The 15,974-nt window shown below is 69.5% G+C and carries 10 protein-coding genes and 1 pseudogene; 2 read left to right on the plus strand and 9 right to left on the minus strand.

Annotated elements, in window-relative coordinates:
* Positions 1-26: 26 nt before the first annotated feature.
* The gene (locus ACZ68P_RS20255; RefSeq protein ID WP_471007947.1) at positions 27-1,358 is read left to right on the plus strand and encodes a DUF1254 domain-containing protein; all 1,332 of its coding nucleotides are present in this window, start codon (positions 27-29) and stop codon (positions 1,356-1,358) included.
* Between the two features lie 90 nt (positions 1,359-1,448).
* Here ACZ68P_RS20255 and ACZ68P_RS20260 read toward each other — a convergent pair whose 3' ends face one another.
* The 7 genes and pseudogenes from ACZ68P_RS20260 to ACZ68P_RS20290 all read right to left on the minus strand — a co-directional run bounded on the left by ACZ68P_RS20260 (position 1,449) and on the right by ACZ68P_RS20290 (position 9,208).
* Positions 1,449-2,093, minus strand: a complete 645-nt coding sequence (locus ACZ68P_RS20260) for a GAP family protein (RefSeq protein ID WP_471007950.1) — start codon at positions 2,091-2,093, stop codon at positions 1,449-1,451.
* A gap of 542 nt (positions 2,094-2,635) precedes the next feature.
* A pseudogene (locus ACZ68P_RS20265) lies at positions 2,636-3,846 on the minus strand (PP2C family protein-serine/threonine phosphatase).
* 141 nt (positions 3,847-3,987) lie between these two features.
* Positions 3,988-5,793: a polyprenyl diphosphate synthase gene (uppS, locus tag ACZ68P_RS20270; protein ID WP_471007952.1), complete on the minus strand. Its 1,806-nt coding sequence runs from the start codon at positions 5,791-5,793 to the stop codon at positions 3,988-3,990.
* Positions 5,794-5,808: 15 nt separating this feature from the next.
* Entirely contained in the window at positions 5,809-6,663 is an 855-nt protein-coding gene (locus ACZ68P_RS20275; RefSeq protein ID WP_471007953.1) for an ABC transporter permease, read from the minus strand.
* A complete protein-coding gene (locus tag ACZ68P_RS20280) occupies positions 6,660-7,268 on the minus strand; it encodes an ABC transporter ATP-binding protein (RefSeq protein ID WP_471007956.1) in 609 nt (202 codons plus the stop codon). The genes ACZ68P_RS20275 and ACZ68P_RS20280 overlap by 4 nt, the downstream gene beginning before the upstream one ends.
* Positions 7,269-7,707: 439 nt before the next feature.
* Entirely contained in the window at positions 7,708-8,271 is a 564-nt protein-coding gene (locus ACZ68P_RS20285) for a GNAT family N-acetyltransferase (RefSeq protein ID WP_471007958.1), read from the minus strand.
* A 25-nt stretch (positions 8,272-8,296) separates the two neighbouring features.
* On the minus strand, positions 8,297-9,208 hold the full coding sequence (locus ACZ68P_RS20290; protein WP_471007960.1) for an alpha/beta fold hydrolase: 912 nt from the start codon (positions 9,206-9,208) through the stop codon (positions 8,297-8,299).
* Between the two features lie 118 nt (positions 9,209-9,326).
* On the opposite strand from ACZ68P_RS20290, the gene ACZ68P_RS20295 reads away from it, so the two are divergent.
* A complete protein-coding gene (locus ACZ68P_RS20295; RefSeq protein WP_471007962.1) occupies positions 9,327-9,965 on the plus strand; it encodes a TetR/AcrR family transcriptional regulator in 639 nt (212 codons plus the stop codon).
* A gap of 761 nt (positions 9,966-10,726) precedes the next feature.
* On the opposite strand, the gene ACZ68P_RS20300 is transcribed toward ACZ68P_RS20295, so the two are convergent.
* Positions 10,727-13,354, minus strand: coding sequence for an RICIN domain-containing protein (locus tag ACZ68P_RS20300; RefSeq protein ID WP_471007963.1), 2,628 nt, complete (start codon positions 13,352-13,354; stop codon positions 10,727-10,729).
* Positions 13,355-13,393: 39 nt separating this feature from the next.
* On the minus strand, positions 13,394-15,757 hold the full coding sequence (locus ACZ68P_RS20305; RefSeq protein ID WP_471007965.1) for a non-reducing end alpha-L-arabinofuranosidase family hydrolase: 2,364 nt from the start codon (positions 15,755-15,757) through the stop codon (positions 13,394-13,396).
* Between the last annotated feature and the right edge of the window lie 217 nt (positions 15,758-15,974).

The following is a 15,974-nucleotide window of genomic DNA, read 5'->3' on the forward strand; positions in this document are numbered from 1 at the left end:
TGCGCCGTAGCACCTGGGAGAAGCCGATGACGGATGAGTCGATGGAGAAGCTGGCCACGGAGGCATGGCTCTACGGGTATCCGCTGGTCACAGCAGCGATGACGAAGCGCTCCATGACGGCGGTCCCGGCCCGGGACGACGGGCGTCGGAAAGCCCCGGTCAACCAGTTCTGCTATATGCGCTCCACCCCGGACGCCTCCTTTACCGAGGTCGTCTCGCCGAACGCCGACACCCTGTACTCCAGTGCCTGGCTGGATCTGTCCGACCAGCCCCTGGTGCTGGCCCTGCCCGAGTTCGGTGAACGGTTCTGGATGGTCCCCATCCTCGACGCCTGGTCCGACGTCTGCGCCGTCGTCGGCCGGCGCAAGAACGGCCCGTCCGCCGGCCCGTTCCTGATCGCCGGGCCGTCCTGGTCAGGAGCGACTCCGCCTGGCCTGACCCTGTTGACGTCGCCCACCGCCGTCAACTGGATCATCGCCCGGTACGCGACCAGCGGCCCGTCGGACTTCCCGGCCGTCAACCGGCTCCAGGACGCCACGCGACTGATTCCGCTGTCGGAGTGGACCGGCGACCCCGACGACTACTCCCCTCCCTCCGACGTCCCCGTCCCCGCCGGCACCGACACCACGACGCCGCCCGTCGACCAGGTCCACGCGCTCAGCAGCCGCGACTACTTCTCCCTCCTCAACCAGATGATGGTCGACAACCCCCCCGACCCCGCCGACGCACCGATCCTGGGCCGCCTCGCCAAACTCGGCATCGCCCCCGGCGCGAGCCTGGACGGCCTGTCCCCCGAGCAGCTCGCCGCCCTGGAGGCGGGTGCACGCCGCGGCCCGGAGACCCTGCGCGAGCTGCTCGACCGGGCGGAGTCCGCGAACACCGGCGGGTGGACCGTGCACCGAGGCTTGGGGGACTACGGCACCGACTACACCAAGCGCGCGGTCATCACCCGGTTCGGGTACGGGGCCAACCTCGACGCCGACGCCCTGTACCCGCACGCCACCACCGACGCCGACGGCCGCCCGCTCGACGGTGCCCACGCCTACGTACTGCACTTCGACGCCGGAAAGACGCCGCCCGTCGACGGCTTCTGGTCCCTCACGATGATGAATGAGCGCCAGTTCTTCGTCGACAATCCGCTGAACCGATACGCGATCGGCGACCGCAGCGGTATGCGGACCCACCCCGACGGCTCCTTGGACATCTACGTCCAGCACGAGAACCCGGGGCCCGACCGCGAGCGCAACTGGCTCCCCGCGCCCACGGGCAGCTTCAACGTCTTCCTCCGCCTCTACTGGCCCCAGCAGCCCGCCCTCACCGGCGACTGGACCCCGCCGACGCTGCAACGCACCAGCTGAATCCTGCAGGCCCTGGTACCTCCCCAAGGGTTTCTCGTCGAAAACTATCGAGCCGGACGAGGGTGGGGATCGCCGCTGGGGCCGCCTGCGTCAGGCGACCAGCTCGTAGATGCTCACGGCCGTCAGCCAGAGGCCCACGACGAGGGAAAGCGTGACGATCAGCTGCTCCTGGTGCCGACCCAGCCAGTTCCGCAGGGCGGTCAACCGGGCTTCCGCGGCCGCAGGTGCCCAGACCGTGTACATCTCCATGACGATGAGGCTGAGAGTGGCCAGCAGGCAGTAGCCGGTCAGCGCGAGCCAGTCGCCGGCGGTGGAGAGGTTCGCCTCAAGGGCCGTAGCAGCACCCGCGCCGACCAGTCCCCAGGGCTGCAGCAGCCACGCCAGACCGGCTGCCGAAACCCAGGAGGCGTCGTCGATCCGGGCGGCCCAGCGCGGCGGGCCGTGCGGACGGGGCGGCCGACGCCGCCGGTAAGCCCCGTACACCACCAGCGCCAGACCGATGGCGAGTTTCGCGGCGATCGCGGCGGTCGAGGGCGCGCTGTGCCGGGCCGGGGGCTGACCGCCGGTCAGCAGCACCACGACGGCGATCACCGTGATCAGGTTGGCCAGCCACGACAACAGGAATGCCAGACCCTTACGGACGCCGCGCCGCGAGGAGAGCAGCAGGATGAAGGCGCTGTTGTGCAAGGGCCCCAGGGTGATGGCCGTACCGATCACCACCAGGTCGAGGACCATCGGACCAGTCGCTCCTGGGCGTCAGGGCCGTCCGCCACCCATGGAGTAGGGACCGGCCTGCGGAGGGATGCGGCGCTGCCACGACGCCGCCCCCCGACTGTGCAGGCGGCAGCCTGGCGGGTCAAGCAGGCCACGCCCTGAAGCCCTGCCGGGCCGTTTGGAAGCACATCGCCGGCCTACGTCTGCCTCGACTTCAACGGCGGCCGCTGAAACGCGGTCCTGGACGCCCCAGCATTCCCTCGCATCCCGGCCGTCACCCCCTGGGCGGCCCCGGGACACGCCTCTCCGACAGCGCGGCGGTGGTCCGCCTACCGGCCATGAAGAAAGCGTGCCCCCTGCCTGCTGCGTGCGCCACCCCCGCCCCTGGTGCGGCCCTTGCGCGGCGCCGGCGTGTGGCCACGGCTCGCCAGTGCCCGTACTGGAGCGGCGGGGAGCAGGAGAGGGGCCGGGGGTGGACGGCCGGTGGGGTACCGATCGCTCCCGCCGCCACTCCCGAGCGCACGCCGCCCGGCCGGGGAACGCGGGCTCCTTCGAAGAGCCACTCAGGGCGGCGGCTCACGGCGGGGGCGGGCTTCGACGTTCGCGCTGTGGTGTGCGGGGCCGTGCCAGTCCAGGCACAGGACGGTGGCGTCGTCTCTGACGTGGCCTTTGCAGGCGTCGGTGACGGCGGTGACCATGGCGCGTACGGCTTCGCGGGGGTGCTCGGCGGCGGTGTCGTGGATGATGCCGGGCAGGTCCACGTTGCCGGCTTGGCGTTCTTGCATGCCGTCGGTGTAGAGCACGATGCGGTCGCCGGGGCGCAGGTCGATGTCCTGTACCTGGTAGGGCCCTGTGCGGGGACGCCGAAGGGGAGGTTGATGCGCAGAGGGATCTCGCTGACGGTGCCGTCACGCAGTCGCAGGGGTCAGACGTGGCCGGCGTTGACAAGCTGAGCCCCGGACCCGTCCAGGGCGATACGCAGGAGCTGTCCGGTGGCGAAGGTGCGGCGCCCATGGTCGAGGAGGGCCTGGTGGGTCCGGCGGGCCTGCTCGGCCAGGTCGGTGCCGGCGCGGCGGGCACCGCGGGAGGCGTTGACCAGGAGGGTGGCGATGAGTGAGGCGTCGACGTCGTGGCCCATGGCGTCGGTGATGGACAGGTGCAGGGTGTCGTGGTCGAGGCTGTAGTCGTAGGTGTCGCCGGCGATGTCGGAGGCCGGGACCAGGGCACCGGCGAGAGCGAACTCGTCGGCATCGCAGGAGGGCGCCGAGGGCAGGAGCTGGCGCTGGATCTCCGCGGCCAGGCTCACCGTGGACGTGCGGTTGCCCCAGTAGTAGCGGTCGGTGAAACGGCGGTCGGTGACGATGATGTACGCCAGCGAGTGCGCGGCCTCTTCGACCTGCTCCAGCACGTCCTGGCTGACGTAGGTGAGGGAGAGCTCCAGGATCCCGATGGCGTCGCCGCGGTTGGTGACCGGGGCGAGCACCCGCTGCCCGCGCGCACCCTCCGACACCTGCACCAGTTTCTGACCGCGCAGCACCTCGTCGTAGACACTGCCGATCAAGGGCACTTGATCGGTGCCGTGCTCACGGCGCGGCGCTTTCTCCTCGTAGACGCGCAACAGTCGTCGGCCGACGACATCGACGAACAGGAACGACACAGAACGCGCACCGAACCGCTCGCGCAGATTGTGCGCCACGACATCCAGGGAACGCACCGGCGCTGCAGCCTCCGCCTCCGCCAGCACCCCGGCCAACCCGATCCGATCACGCTCCACCACAGCCTCCCTCGGTCACAGACACTCCATTCCCCACCGAGCCCCAAGCACCACAGCCGCCGCGCTTGCATCAGCCCGTACTGCTCCGCGTGAGCGGGCTGCCGAGGCCGACCCGGGCACCGATCGTGGACACGCGTGCCGTTACTGCGTGGCGCCGCCGTGGCGGCGTTGGCGTCGGCCGTACTCGGTGATGGCCCGCCACAGGTCACGCCGGTCGGCATCGGGCCAGTAGTCGGGGGTGAAGTACAGCTCGGCGTAGATGGTGTGCCAGGGGAGGAAGTTGGAGATGCGCTGTTCGTTGCCGGTGCGCCACAGCAGGTCGACGTCCGGCATGTCAGGGTGGGGCAGGTGGCGGGCGAAGTCGTCTTGACCGATGAGGTGGGGGTCGATGTCGCCTGCGTGGGCTGCCTCGGCGAGGGCTGCGGCTGTGCGGGTGATCTCGTCGCGGCCGCCGTAGTTGATGCAGACCGTGAGGGTCAGGCCGGTGCGGGTGCTGGTGCGCCGCTCCTCGCGCAGGAGAGCCTGGACGAGTTCCTGGGGTAGTTTGTCGGGGTGGCCCAACCAGCGTTGGCGTACGTCGAGGTCACGGATGGGTCCCTCGTCGAGGTCGCGTCGGATCGCTTCCAGGATCGTGGTGATCTCCTCAGTGTCGCGTTTCCAGTTCTCGGTGGAGAACGCGTAGAGGGTCAGGTGGCGCAGGCCGATCTCCAGGGCGCCATAGACCATCTCGTGGGCGGCGGCGGTGCCGGCGCGGTGGCCTTCCGGGCGGGGCAGGCCACGCTGCTCGGCCCAGCGGCCGTTGCCGTCCATGATGACCGCCACGTGGGCGGGCATTCGGTCGGCCGCGATCCGCGGGGGCCGCACGCCGTCACTGTGCGGTGGCGGAGGCCGCAGTGCGGTGTCGTCGGCCGCCGGGCTCGGCTCGCTCGCGGCCACGGTGGGCCGTCGGGGTCCGGGCACGGCCAGGGGCGTCAGGCTCCAGGCCAGTTTCGAGCGGATGCGGGCCGGGGCGAGGATGCGGGTGCGGGCCGCGAGAGACGGGCGCGGGGCTCGCTTGAGCAGGGCGTGGCCGGCCGCGTCGACGGCATCGAGCTGGGCGCGCATCAGGCTGGCGGCCGTGTTGAGCACGGTGGCAGCGCCCGGGTGCATACCTGTGGTCATCGCGGGCCTGGTCACCCATTGACGGGCCAGAGCCGTCAGATCCCGGACCAAAGCCGCTGTGGCCGGGCTCCAGCTCCCTTGCCGTAGATCGTCCTCGGCGCCGGGGAAGGCGTCCAGGGCCTCCTGCGGCAGGAGCATGTCACCCTGGGCGAGGTCGGCGCTCAGGTCGGTGAGGATGTCGGTGAGCCGGGCGCCGTCGATGAACCGCTGGTAGTCCTGCTGCCGGTCCAGCCGGAGCGTCATCGGCGCTCCGGCCCGTTCGAACAGGTGCCGTACCTGGTCGACCCAGGGTGTGATTGACCCGTCGCACCAGGCCCGCCACGCGGCCCAGTCGGCGAAGTGCCGGCCGCAGGTGTCATCGCGCGTGCTGATCATGGCGCCTCGTAGGCTGGACAGGTCCAGGCGCCAGCGCAGGGCACTGTCCACCAGGGCGTGCCGTACCGGATCCCTGCTCGTGCCGGCCGCCAGGTCGCAGTGCAGGGCCTGGGCCCACGCTTCGACCCGGGCCGCGCGTTCGGCCGGCTCCGCATCCCGCTGGTCGGCCACGTCGTCCAGGACAGTCGCTGCGGCCCATAAGGCCCACCCGGCCGGGCGCAGCACGGTCGGCATCAGCTGGATGAGGGCGTGGATCCCGGGATCGTGCACTCGTGTGGTGCGCCGGCACAGCCGGTACGCCGCCCGCAGAGACGGGTCTTCGCCGGTGGGCGAGCGGTGGGCGGGTCGCCCACGTTGTGCCGGCAAAGCGGCATCGAGGTCTGCCGTGGTGGAGTACGTGGTGGTGCGCATGTCGGGAGCCGGACCTCAGTGTGCTTCCGTGGCCGATGGCGTGGCGGCTTGGGGCTGTGTGGGAATGCCGGCCTCGCTGTCCTCCTGCCCGGGCGGAGGAGTGGGGGCGGTCGGTAGGCAGTTGCGGGTGCTGTGGCGGAAGCCCAGCAGAGCGACAAGGGCGGCCAGCCCGAACCAGGTGAGCTGGAGGGCCAGATGCCCGGGGACCGGGCTGGTGGAGAATCCGGCCGTCGTACTGGCCTGCATGGCCCCGTACGAAGGCAGATAGCGCATGACGGGGTTGTCCGCCCCGGAACTCGTGATGGGGTTCTGCAGGGCGAGGTCGATGATGCTGGTCATCACGATGGCGAACATCCCCTCGACCTCCCGGCGTAGCAGGGACCCGAAGACGACTCCCAAAGCGCCGTAAGTGAGTCCGGCGCAGAACAAGGAGGCGGCGAGCAGGAGTGGCTGGCGTGGGGTCCAGGCCAGGCAGATGACCGCGGTGGCATACGTGGCCACCGCCGCCGAGACCAGAGCCAGAGCGGTGACTTTCGCCAGGACGAGGTGGGCGCGGGGGTAGCCGGCCATCGCCAGGCGGCGGTCGAAGCCGCTGCCGGAGAAGGTGGCGGCGAACATCATGAAACCGGCGATCAGGGTGACGGCATTGAGCGCGCCGCTGATCGCGGTCAGTTCATTGCCGTGCGGGGTCAGTGCTTCCCCGGTGGCGCGAAGCCGCATCCGGGCCGGGGTGTCGGGCATCGCCAGGTACGCCAGGGAGGTCCATACCGGGACGAACAGGATCACCAGAATCATGGCGAACCGGTTGCGGCCGTGTTCGATGAGCGTGAACCTGGCGGCGACGGCGAAGCGGGTCAGGTGAAACCTCATGTGGCGGCCCCCGCCTTCTCCGCGCGCAGCGTTCCGCTGTCCAGGCGCCACAGCTCGTCCAGGCGCTCGGTGTCGTACGTTAGGTGAGAGACGACCAGGACCGAGCGTCCCGCATTCCGCAGCCGCGCGGCCAGGTCCCAGAACCGCTGGTAGGTGTCCCAGTCGAAGCCCTGATACGGCTCGTCCAGTAACAGGACCTGCGGATCGTGCATGAGCGCCAGCGTCACGTTCAGCTTCTGCCGCGTGCCCCCGCTGAGTACCCCGGCCCGCTCGTCGATGTACCCGGTGAAGCCCAGCACGTCCATGATCTCTTCGGCGTAGCGCGCATCGGAGAGGCGGTAGGCCGTCTGAAAGAACGTCAGGTGCTGCCGGACAGTCAGCGCGTCATTGAGGACCACGTGCTGTGGGCAGTAGCCGAACCGGCCGCTGTGACGCACCGATCCATGCGTGGGCCTCAGTTCGCCGGACAGAATTCTCAGCAGCGTGGACTTGCCGGCGCCGTTCTCCCCGACGATCCCGCACAGAGTTCCGGCCCGAAGGCGCAGGTCCACGCCCCGCAAGACCGCACGCCGACGGTAGGTGTGATGGACGCCTTCGACCTCCACGCCCGCCTCCTCCTGCCGACTTGACACGACCGTGCCCGAACGGCCTAACGATCAAGTGGTCGAACAGACACGAGCCTCACGTCCCCGGCGTACCCGTTTGATCACAGCCCGCGCCCAGCCCACCGCACGATCACGCATGGGATGGCGCTGAACCACACCGAGCCCGCACCAGCCGCTCCGACACCTCCTGTGATGGACCCCTTCTCGCGGGAACAACCGGCCAACCAGTCTTCCGAGTGGTGAGGGGGGCTTACCTCATGGGCCCGAGGCCGCTTCGCCCTCAAAGTTTGGATGACCCTGTCGCCTTCGCGGGCGAAGTCCACCGTCCAGTCCGGGTCGAGGTCGTCGACACGCGCCCAGCCCTCCGGTGCCAGCGGCGGCCAGGCAACGTGCTATTCCGAAGCCCCATCGGCAGGTCTATGAGGGGCGACACTCCTTTTCACCGATGGCTTCCTCCTGTCGAGGGAGAGTGCGGCCTCGCCGTGTAGATCCAGTCGAGGCCGTCGTATCCGGTGGCGTCGAGGTGTTCCGCCCGGATCAGGCCGGCACGGATCGCCACGCGCTGGGAGGCGATGTTGGCCGGCCGAACCCGCGCTATCAGCGGGAGGTCGGGCACGTGGCGGGAGGCCCAGTCCGTGACCTCCCTTGCGGCTTCGCCGGCGAATCCCTGGCCCCAGGCCGAGGTGGCGAAGCGGTAGAAAAGGTTGAGGATCCTCATGTTGTTCAGTTCCATGGGCTTGATCCCGCAGAACCCCAACTGCTGGTCAGAGTCATGGCGCCGGATGACCCAGTACCCGTAGCCGTACCGCTGCCACTGGTCGTTCCAGCGTCGATAGAGCGCCTCCGCTTCCTCGAAACGGGCCAGCGCGTCGGAAGGATTGTGTTCACAGGTCCGGGGATCGCGATGGATCTCGAAGATCGCTTCGATATCGTCTTCGGTCGGACGCAGCAGCGACAGCCGGGCGGTTCGCAGCTCCTCGGCTGCTGGGCTCCAGTGGCTCATGGGAAGAAGAATCGCACGTCGTCTGTCAGGCGACGGAGGCCATGAAGTCCAGCATCCGGCGGTTGACCTCCTCCGCGTGGTCGATCTGCGGTCCGTGGCCGGTGCCGGAGATGATCTCGGCCCGGGCGCCCGGTATCAGTTGCGGCACGCGCTCCACCTGCCGCTGGGGGTGCACGAGAAGGCTGCGCTTGCCCAGCACCAGGTAGAGCGGGGTGCGAATGGTGGACAGTTCGTCCTCGGACAGGGGCAGGGGAGCCGGGCGGCGGATGCGGTAGGCGCGGACCGCCGTCCTGATCATCGTGCGCAGCTCCGGCACAACGAGGACCGGCTGTTCCAGCCAAGCCGCCAGGCGCGGGCGCAGGGCTTTGGGCGCGAAGGTCGCGAAGAGACTGACGAAGATCCAGACGAAGAAGCGCAGCCCCACCTTCTCCAGGCCGCCGGGGTCGAGCAGCGTGACCGAGGCGAGGCGGTCGGGCCTGCGGTGGGCCTGGTTCAGGGCGAGCCAGCCGCCATAGGAGGTGCCCACCAGATGGACACGGTCGAGGCCGAGTCCAGCCAGCGCCTCCTCGAGCCACTGGGCGGCGTGTTCAGGCTGATGAAGGGGGGCCCGCTGGACGCTGCGTCCGGGGTCGCCGGGGGTGTCGAGCGCGTAGACGGGGCGGTCGGCGCTGAGGCCGGGGGTGTTCGGGTACCACATGGCGGAGCAGGAGCCCGCTCCGTGGACCAGGACGATGGGCGTACGGGACTGGGCCGCCGGCTCTGTGGGGCCGTAGCGGTAGACGTGGGTGGGGCCGAAAGCGGTCTCCACGTCCCGCTCCGCCAGGGCGGGTACTCCCAGCGCGTAGACCGCATCGCAGGCCGCGAAGTAACGGTCGCGCCAGGCGTCGCTGACGTAGCGACCGACGTCGGACGGGGTACGGGCAGTGGTCGCGGGCACAGCCACCTCCAGGGTGTCACGGTTTTGTGATACGAACGTACCACGATGGTGGTACGGCTGTATCATCAAAGGGTCCGAGGGATCGTGCGAGTGGGAACGAGGAGTGGAGGACCGGTCGATGCCCAAGCGCGTGGATCACGCAGTACGGCGCACCGAGATCGCCGAGGCACTCGTGCGTGTCGCCAGGCGACGCGGGCTGCATGCCGTGGGGATGCGTGATGTGGCAGCGGAGGCAGGGGTGTCACTGCGGCTGGTGCAGTACTACTTCGAGACGAAGGAGAAGCTGCTGTTCTTCGGACTGGAGCATCTGGCGGAGAGGCTCGGAGAACGGGTCTCCGCCCGGGTCCGGGCCGTCAGGGACAGCCCGGACCAGCGCGCCATGGTGGAGGCGCTGCTGATGGCGGCCCTGCCGGCCGACGAGGAGAGCCGCACGTTCCACCACCTCTACACCTCATACGCTGTTCTGGCCGTGACCGACCGGGCGCTCGCCGCCCAGCCCTTCATCAAGAACCCAGATGCCGCCGAAGACACCGTGACCGAACTACTCCGGCGGGCCCACGAGGCAGATCTGCTCGAACCCGGCCTGGACGCGCGGTTGGAGGCTGTCAGCCTGCTTGCGATGTCGGCAGGACTCGGCACCAGCGTCCTCGTCGGTCAGCGCAGCTCGGAGTCCGCCGCCGCGGTCCTGGAGCATCACCTCGACCGGATCTTCCGCACTCGTGGTGGCGGCGCGTCGACACGTGGGGCCCAGGGGTGATCATTTGCTCTTGAGGATCTCGCCTCCCAGCGGTGTAGACACGTGTCGGCCCGCCGTCGCCGGTACGCAACTCCCCGAGTAGCGGGGGGCCCGCTTACCGACCGAGCACGCCGGCGACGCCGACCCGGCGAAGTCCCCAACCGTAGTTCGGAGTTACGACGCACCGAAGCTCGGATCTGCGCGTTCACTTCGCATCGAGCAGCGACACTGCGCACCCGAGCTGCGGGTCCTACAACGGGACGGTCTTCAAGGATTCACCTGCTCACCTGAGAAGTGCCTCGCCGGCGCGGGAAGCGACTACCTCGACAAGCGTGATGCTCGCATGCACGGCGCGTCATGCCACAGCCTGAAGCGGGACGATCCTCGGTCATCCGGCGATCGGCGGGCGCCCCCGCCACATGGCTGGAGCCGCCGCACGAGGTGTGACCGGAGCGACCGAAGCCGGCGAAGGAGGCGTTGTCGCGACGCCGGAGCCGAGGGTCAGCCCCTGCGGCGGCATCGCGATCAAGGATCGCACCACCGTCTGCGTCCGCCTGAGGGCTGACCCTCTGGCGGATGCTGTGGCGCCGCCGGCCGTGCTCGGCTGCCGCCTTCCCGAACGAGAGCCGTCAGCGGAGAGGAAAGCCACGGTCGAAAGGGAGGCTGGGTCCTTCGGGAAGCCGCCCTCCAACCGACATCTCTCATCGGTCAGGAGGGCGGCCTCTTGTTACTGCTAGCACGTCAGCTCATACGTGGGACGTGCGTCCGCTCCGGCGTCGGGGTCAGGACGGGTCGCCGTACTGGAGGCCGCGTCCGTTGGTGCCGACGTACACGCGGCCGAAGGTGTCGGGGTCGCCGGTGATGACGCCGACGCCGCCGATACTGCCCCACTGGTGGGCGTCGTCGTTGACGCGGAGCCAGGTGGCGCCCTTGTCGGTGGAGCGGAAGACGCCGGTGACGTCCTTGACCGTGCCGATCATGTACAGAGCCTGGTAGGAGGCGTCGGGTGCGGCCTTTCCGAAGCCGAGGGCGGAGGCGGACTTCACCGTGGTGAGCGTGGTGAAGGTGCGGCCGCCGTCGGTGGAGTGCAGCAGTCCCTGACCACCGCCGGCGATCCACAGGTCCCCCGCGACGCCGGGGACGGCCGTGAGCCGGCCGTCGGCGGGAAGGCCGGTGGATCGGGCGGTGAAGGTCGCTCCGCCGTCGGTGCTGGCGTGGAGCGTGCCGCCTGCCAGCGAGTAGAACGTCCTGGCCGCGGCGCGGTCGGCGACGACCGTGGCGTTCGAGCCCAGGCCACCGACCCTCGACCAGCTCGTCCCCTTGTCGGTCGAGCGGTACGGGAGCTGGCCGGCCTGGGTCCAGACGATGGTGGAGCCGTCCGCCGAGAGCGCGACACGTCCGTCCTGGGCGCCTGTCACCGGCTCCGCCTTGAAGCCGTTCCAGCTGATGCCGCCGTCGGTGGAGTAGGCGCCGTCCTGCTCGCCGCCACGGCCGACACGCACCATCACCGAGGGGTTGGACTGGGCGAAATCGATGTCGGTGCTGTTGGTCATCGTCGGGTTGCTCAGCCGCCCGGCGGGCACCTTGGTCAGGTCGTCGTGGCGGAAACCGCCTTGGTCACCCATGGCGGTGACGACGGTGGCGCCGCCGGGAGGGGCGATCGCGTCCAGCAGCGCGGTCTCCTCCAGCCCTCGGGCACCCATGCTCCAGTGGCTGGTGCCGCCGCTGTCGGAGGCATGGGCGTCCTTGCTGCGCCAGATGCCGTTGCCAGTGCCGTACAGCACATGACCGGAGTCGAAGGGGTCGATGACCAGGGCCGTCATCCAGTGCCCCGTGTGGGTGCCGACGTAAGGAGCGCCGGAGGCATCCCGTGCCGACCTGCCCGACAGTGCCTTCCAGGTCGTGCCGCCGTCGGTGGTGCGGTAGAGCTCGTCCTCGGGCCACCAGCGGTCGAGAGTGGTGACCATCACCGTGGACGGCTTGCGCGGATCGACGGCCAGGCCGGAGAACCCGTAGCCGCCCTGCGAGGGGGAGATGTTCTTCCACGCCCCGCCCTGCGGCGTGTACTTCCACACCGAACCCGCCGTCACGCCGTTGGGCCCGAGGGCGTTGGTGTACGTCAGGTACAGCGATCCGTCACCGGAGACCACGCCATGCTGCGGCAGTTGGCCCGCGGGCTGCCCGGAGACGGCCTGCCAGGTGCTGCCGCCGTCGGTGGAGCGGTACAGAGAGGTGGATCTGTCGGCGACGCCGACGTAGACCGTCTTGCTGCCGGCCGGGCCGTACGTCACGAAGGAGATGCCGCCGCCGCTGCTCGCCCCGTCCTTGACGGGGAACGATGAGACCTGGCTCCATGTGACGCCGTGGTCGGTGCTGCGCCACAGGCCGTTCTTGCGGGTGCCCAGCAGCAGCGTGCGGTTGTCCGAGGGGTCGATCACGAGCCGCTCGCCCGCCCCGCGGCCGTCCTCGTTGCCGCCCAGCTTGAACGGCAGCTCAGTGCGCTGGAAGGTGCGGCCCCGGTCGGTGGAGCGCAGGATCGCGCCGTTGCCGGCCCACTCGTTGGTGTAGGTGCCCGCCGCGAGGTAGAGGCGGTTCGAATCCACGGGGTCAGTGGCCAGCGCGTCGATGCCGAGCAGGTTCCAGTCCTTCTCGCCGAGCCAGTCGGTCAGCGGGATCCACTGCTCGGCACCGGCGTCCCAACGGTAGGCGCCGCCCATGTCGGTACGCGCGTACAGCAGACCCTTCTCCCGCGGGTTGAACACCAGCCCCGTGACGTAACCGCCGCCGACCACCTGGGCGTTCCGCCACGTGTACGGTCCGGCCGCAGCTGACGGGGCAGCGGCCGCCTTCACCAGCTTCCACTGCTGGTTGGTGCTCCCCCTGCCGGGATACTGGATGATCGCCGCGCCCTGGGCCGTGGAGCCTCCGGAGACGTCCAGGACCTGGCCGCTGGCGCGGGAGGTGAAGGTGACGGCGTCGGCACCGCCCACCGTTTCGATCCGCCACTCCTGGGAGGCGGAGGAGCTGTCGGTCTGCTGCTCGGCGGCGGCCGCCTGTGCGGTCGAATCGCCCGCTATGCCGAGCACCTTGCCGCTGTTTCGGTTCACCAGTTCGTAATAGCCCTCGCCGGTGGACCTCAGCCTCCATTGCTGGTTGGCGGTGTTCTGGTCGGTCCACTGCTGGATGCGCGTGCCGTCGGCGGTGGAGAAGGCGTTCACGTCGAGCGCCTTGCCACTGCGTACGGAGACGAGCCGGTAGTAGGCACTGCCGTCGACCGTCGCGGCCTGCGAGTCTTCCTGCACGAACAGGAGGTACGGCACGACGGTGGCGGGCACACCGAGCAGCAGGGCGGTGGCGGTCCTGCGACGGCGGTGGCGTCCGCGACGCCGGCCGTTCGTGGGGTTGTTCATGGGGGGTGTTTCTCCTTGTGCAACCGTGGGTCGGGCAGGTCAGCGCTGAAGGGTGAGGACGCCCGGCCGGTACGGAAGCTGGTCGTAGGGTCCGCCCGCCTGCGGGGACTTGCCCTGGTAGAGGAACTGCAGGTTGCAGGGGTCGATGGTCATGGTCTGATCGGGGTTGGTGCGGATCAGATCACCGTGGCTGATGTCGTTGGTCCAGGTGGCACCGCTGTTGGCCTTGCCCGCGAAGGGGTTGCTCTCGGTGGCGGCCTGCGGGGTCCACGAGCCGCTCAGGCCGGTGGCAGTGAAGGAGCGGAAGTAGCGCTGCTCGTTCGCACCCCGGGCTTCGACGATCATGAGGTACTGGTTCCGGCCCTGGACCTTGTAGACCTGCGGCGCCTCGAACAGGTTCTTCGCCGTGTCGCTCATGATGGTCGTGTACGACGAGCCGAAGCTGCCCGGGAAGTTCCCTATCGGCATGCTGGCCCGGTAGATCTTGCCGTTGTCGCCGGCGAAGAAGAGGTACATGTTCTGGTCGTCGGCGATCAGAGTCTGGTCGATCGGGCCGGTGCCGGAGTCGGTGCGGGGGATGCTGCCGGTGAACAGCGGCTGCGGCGCGGACCAGCCGTTGGGGTTGGCGGGGTCGCTCGACGTGCGGTAACTGAAGGGCGATGCCCCCCACTGGTACGCCAGCACCCAGATCTTCTTCGGCGCGAAGTAGAACAGTGTGGGCGCCACCGCGTTCTGGCTCATCCTGGTCTGCCCGGCCGCCGCCATGTCCGGCCAGTTCGTGAAGGGGCTGAAGGCCATCGAGCCGTAGGAGGTTCCCGACGCGCTCGACGCGTAGACCAGGTGCTTGCCGCCCAGCGTCACATGGGTGAAGTCCTTCAGCGCGGCCCACCCGTTCGACGGCTGCGCGAGGGGACCGGTCGAACTCCACTTGTACGTCGACGGAAGAGCACACGTACCGCCGCCCGTCCCGGACGGGGCGGTCCACTTCTGGTTGCCGACGGACGCGCAGGTGTACAGCTGGATCCGGGTGCCGTTCGCGGTGGCCGCCCCGATGGCGTCGAGACACAGCCCGGACTGGACGCCGGTGATGGTGCCGTTGGCGTTGATGTTCCACTGCTGGTTGGCGCCGCCGTTGCAGTCCCAGACGACCACCGGGGTGCCGTTGGTGGTGCCCTTGCCCTTGGCGTCCAGGCACTTGTTCCCGTGGACCTTCAATTGCTTCTCGCCGGTATAGGTCCAGCGCTGGTGCGTCTGCCCGCCGCAGTCCCACAGGTGCGCCTGGGTGCCGTTGGCCGTGGCGGAGCCGGGGATGTCGACACAGCGGCCCGAGGCCGCGCCCTTGATCTCCCCGGTACTGCCGGCCGGGTTGACCGGAGGGTTGCCTGAACCGGAGTCGAACGCACGCAAGACGGCGCTGTACGCGGGCTTGGGCTTGCCGTCGTTGTCGAACAGCAGGGGCTTCTCGTCGCTGCGCCAGGAGTCGCTGTCACGGACGCCCCACACCGTGATGCCGGTGCACCGTGCCACGGACAGGCAGGCGCTGACCGTGTTCGCGTAGTGGGTGGGTGACGCCTGGGCGATGTCCAGCTCGGTTATCTGGACGTCTACGCCGAGGGCGGCGAAGGTGGCCAGGGTGTTCCTGAAGCTCGCCGGCGGACCGCCTGCGCCGAAGTGGCTCTGGAAGCCGACGCAGTCGATGGGCACGCCGCGGGACTTGAAGTCCTTGACCATGCGATAGACGCCCTGGGTCTTGGCGTCCGACCAGTTCTCGATGTTGTAGTCGTTGTAGCAGAGCTTGGCCGAGGAGTCGGCCGCCCGAGCGGTGCGGAACGCTTCCTCGATGAAGGTGTTGCCCAGGACCTTCTGGAAGACCGAGTCGCGGAGTTGGCCGCTGCCGCCGTCGGCGAAGGCTTCGTTGACGACGTCCCAGGCATAGATCTTGCCCTTGTAGCGGGTCATCTGGGTGGTGATGTGGCGGTTCATCACGCTGCGCAGCGTGCCCGCGTCGCGGATGGCGCTGACCCACGCGGGAAGCTGCGAGTGCCAGACCGTGGTGTGGCCGCGCAGGCGCTGGCCGCGTGCGAGGGCATGGTTGACGATCCGGTCCGCGGGGCCGAACTGGAAGTTGCCGGGGGACGGTTCGACGGCGTCCCACTTCATCTCGTTCTCCGGGGTGATCATGTTGAACTCCCGGCCCGCGATGGCGGTGTACGTCGGATCGCCGAGCCTGCCGGCGGCTACCGCGGTGCCGAAGTACTTGCCCGAGGAGGCCGCCTGGGTACCCAGGCCCGCGGCTCCGGCGGAGCCGGGGAGGAACGTCACGACACCGGCCACCAGCGCCGTGGCCGACAGCCCTATCGTCAGTGTCCGCCGACGCCGACGGAGCCGGTGCAGGCCCTTCATGATTCTCCTCGGGGGGTGCGGGCCAGCCCGGGTGCCGTGATCGTGCGGGCGTCGGCCACGGCGGCCCGATCTGCCGCACAGTAGGCGCGGTGCGGGACGCGTGGCCGTTCCTGCGCACCGGTCGCCTCGGGTGCGTCGGTGTGTCGAGTCATGGAAGTGACTTTCTTCAGGGGACAGGTGCGTGGGGGAAGCCCGGAACCCGCCGGACCGTCTCGTC

Source organism: Streptomyces sp. NPDC036822, assembly GCF_055609145.1.

Bases quoted from the DNA above. Each gene is read 5' to 3' on its own strand.
- ACZ68P_RS20255 (WP_471007947.1), top strand. From the start codon at position 27: ATGACGGATGAGTCGATGGAGAAGCTGGCCACGGAGGCATGGCTCTAC.
- ACZ68P_RS20260 (WP_471007950.1), bottom strand. From the start codon at position 2,093: ATGGTCCTCGACCTGGTGGTGATCGGTACGGCCATCACCCTGGGGCCC.
- uppS (WP_471007952.1), bottom strand. From the start codon at position 5,793: ATGCGCACCACCACGTACTCCACCACGGCAGACCTCGATGCCGCTTTG.
- ACZ68P_RS20275 (WP_471007953.1), bottom strand. From the start codon at position 6,663: ATGAGGTTTCACCTGACCCGCTTCGCCGTCGCCGCCAGGTTCACGCTC.
- ACZ68P_RS20285 (WP_471007958.1), bottom strand. From the start codon at position 8,271: ATGAGCCACTGGAGCCCAGCAGCCGAGGAGCTGCGAACCGCCCGGCTG.
- ACZ68P_RS20295 (WP_471007962.1), top strand. From the start codon at position 9,327: ATGCCCAAGCGCGTGGATCACGCAGTACGGCGCACCGAGATCGCCGAG.
- ACZ68P_RS20300 (WP_471007963.1), bottom strand. From the start codon at position 13,354: ATGAACAACCCCACGAACGGCCGGCGTCGCGGACGCCACCGCCGTCGC.
- ACZ68P_RS20305 (WP_471007965.1), bottom strand. From the start codon at position 15,757: ATGAAGGGCCTGCACCGGCTCCGTCGGCGTCGGCGGACACTGACGATA.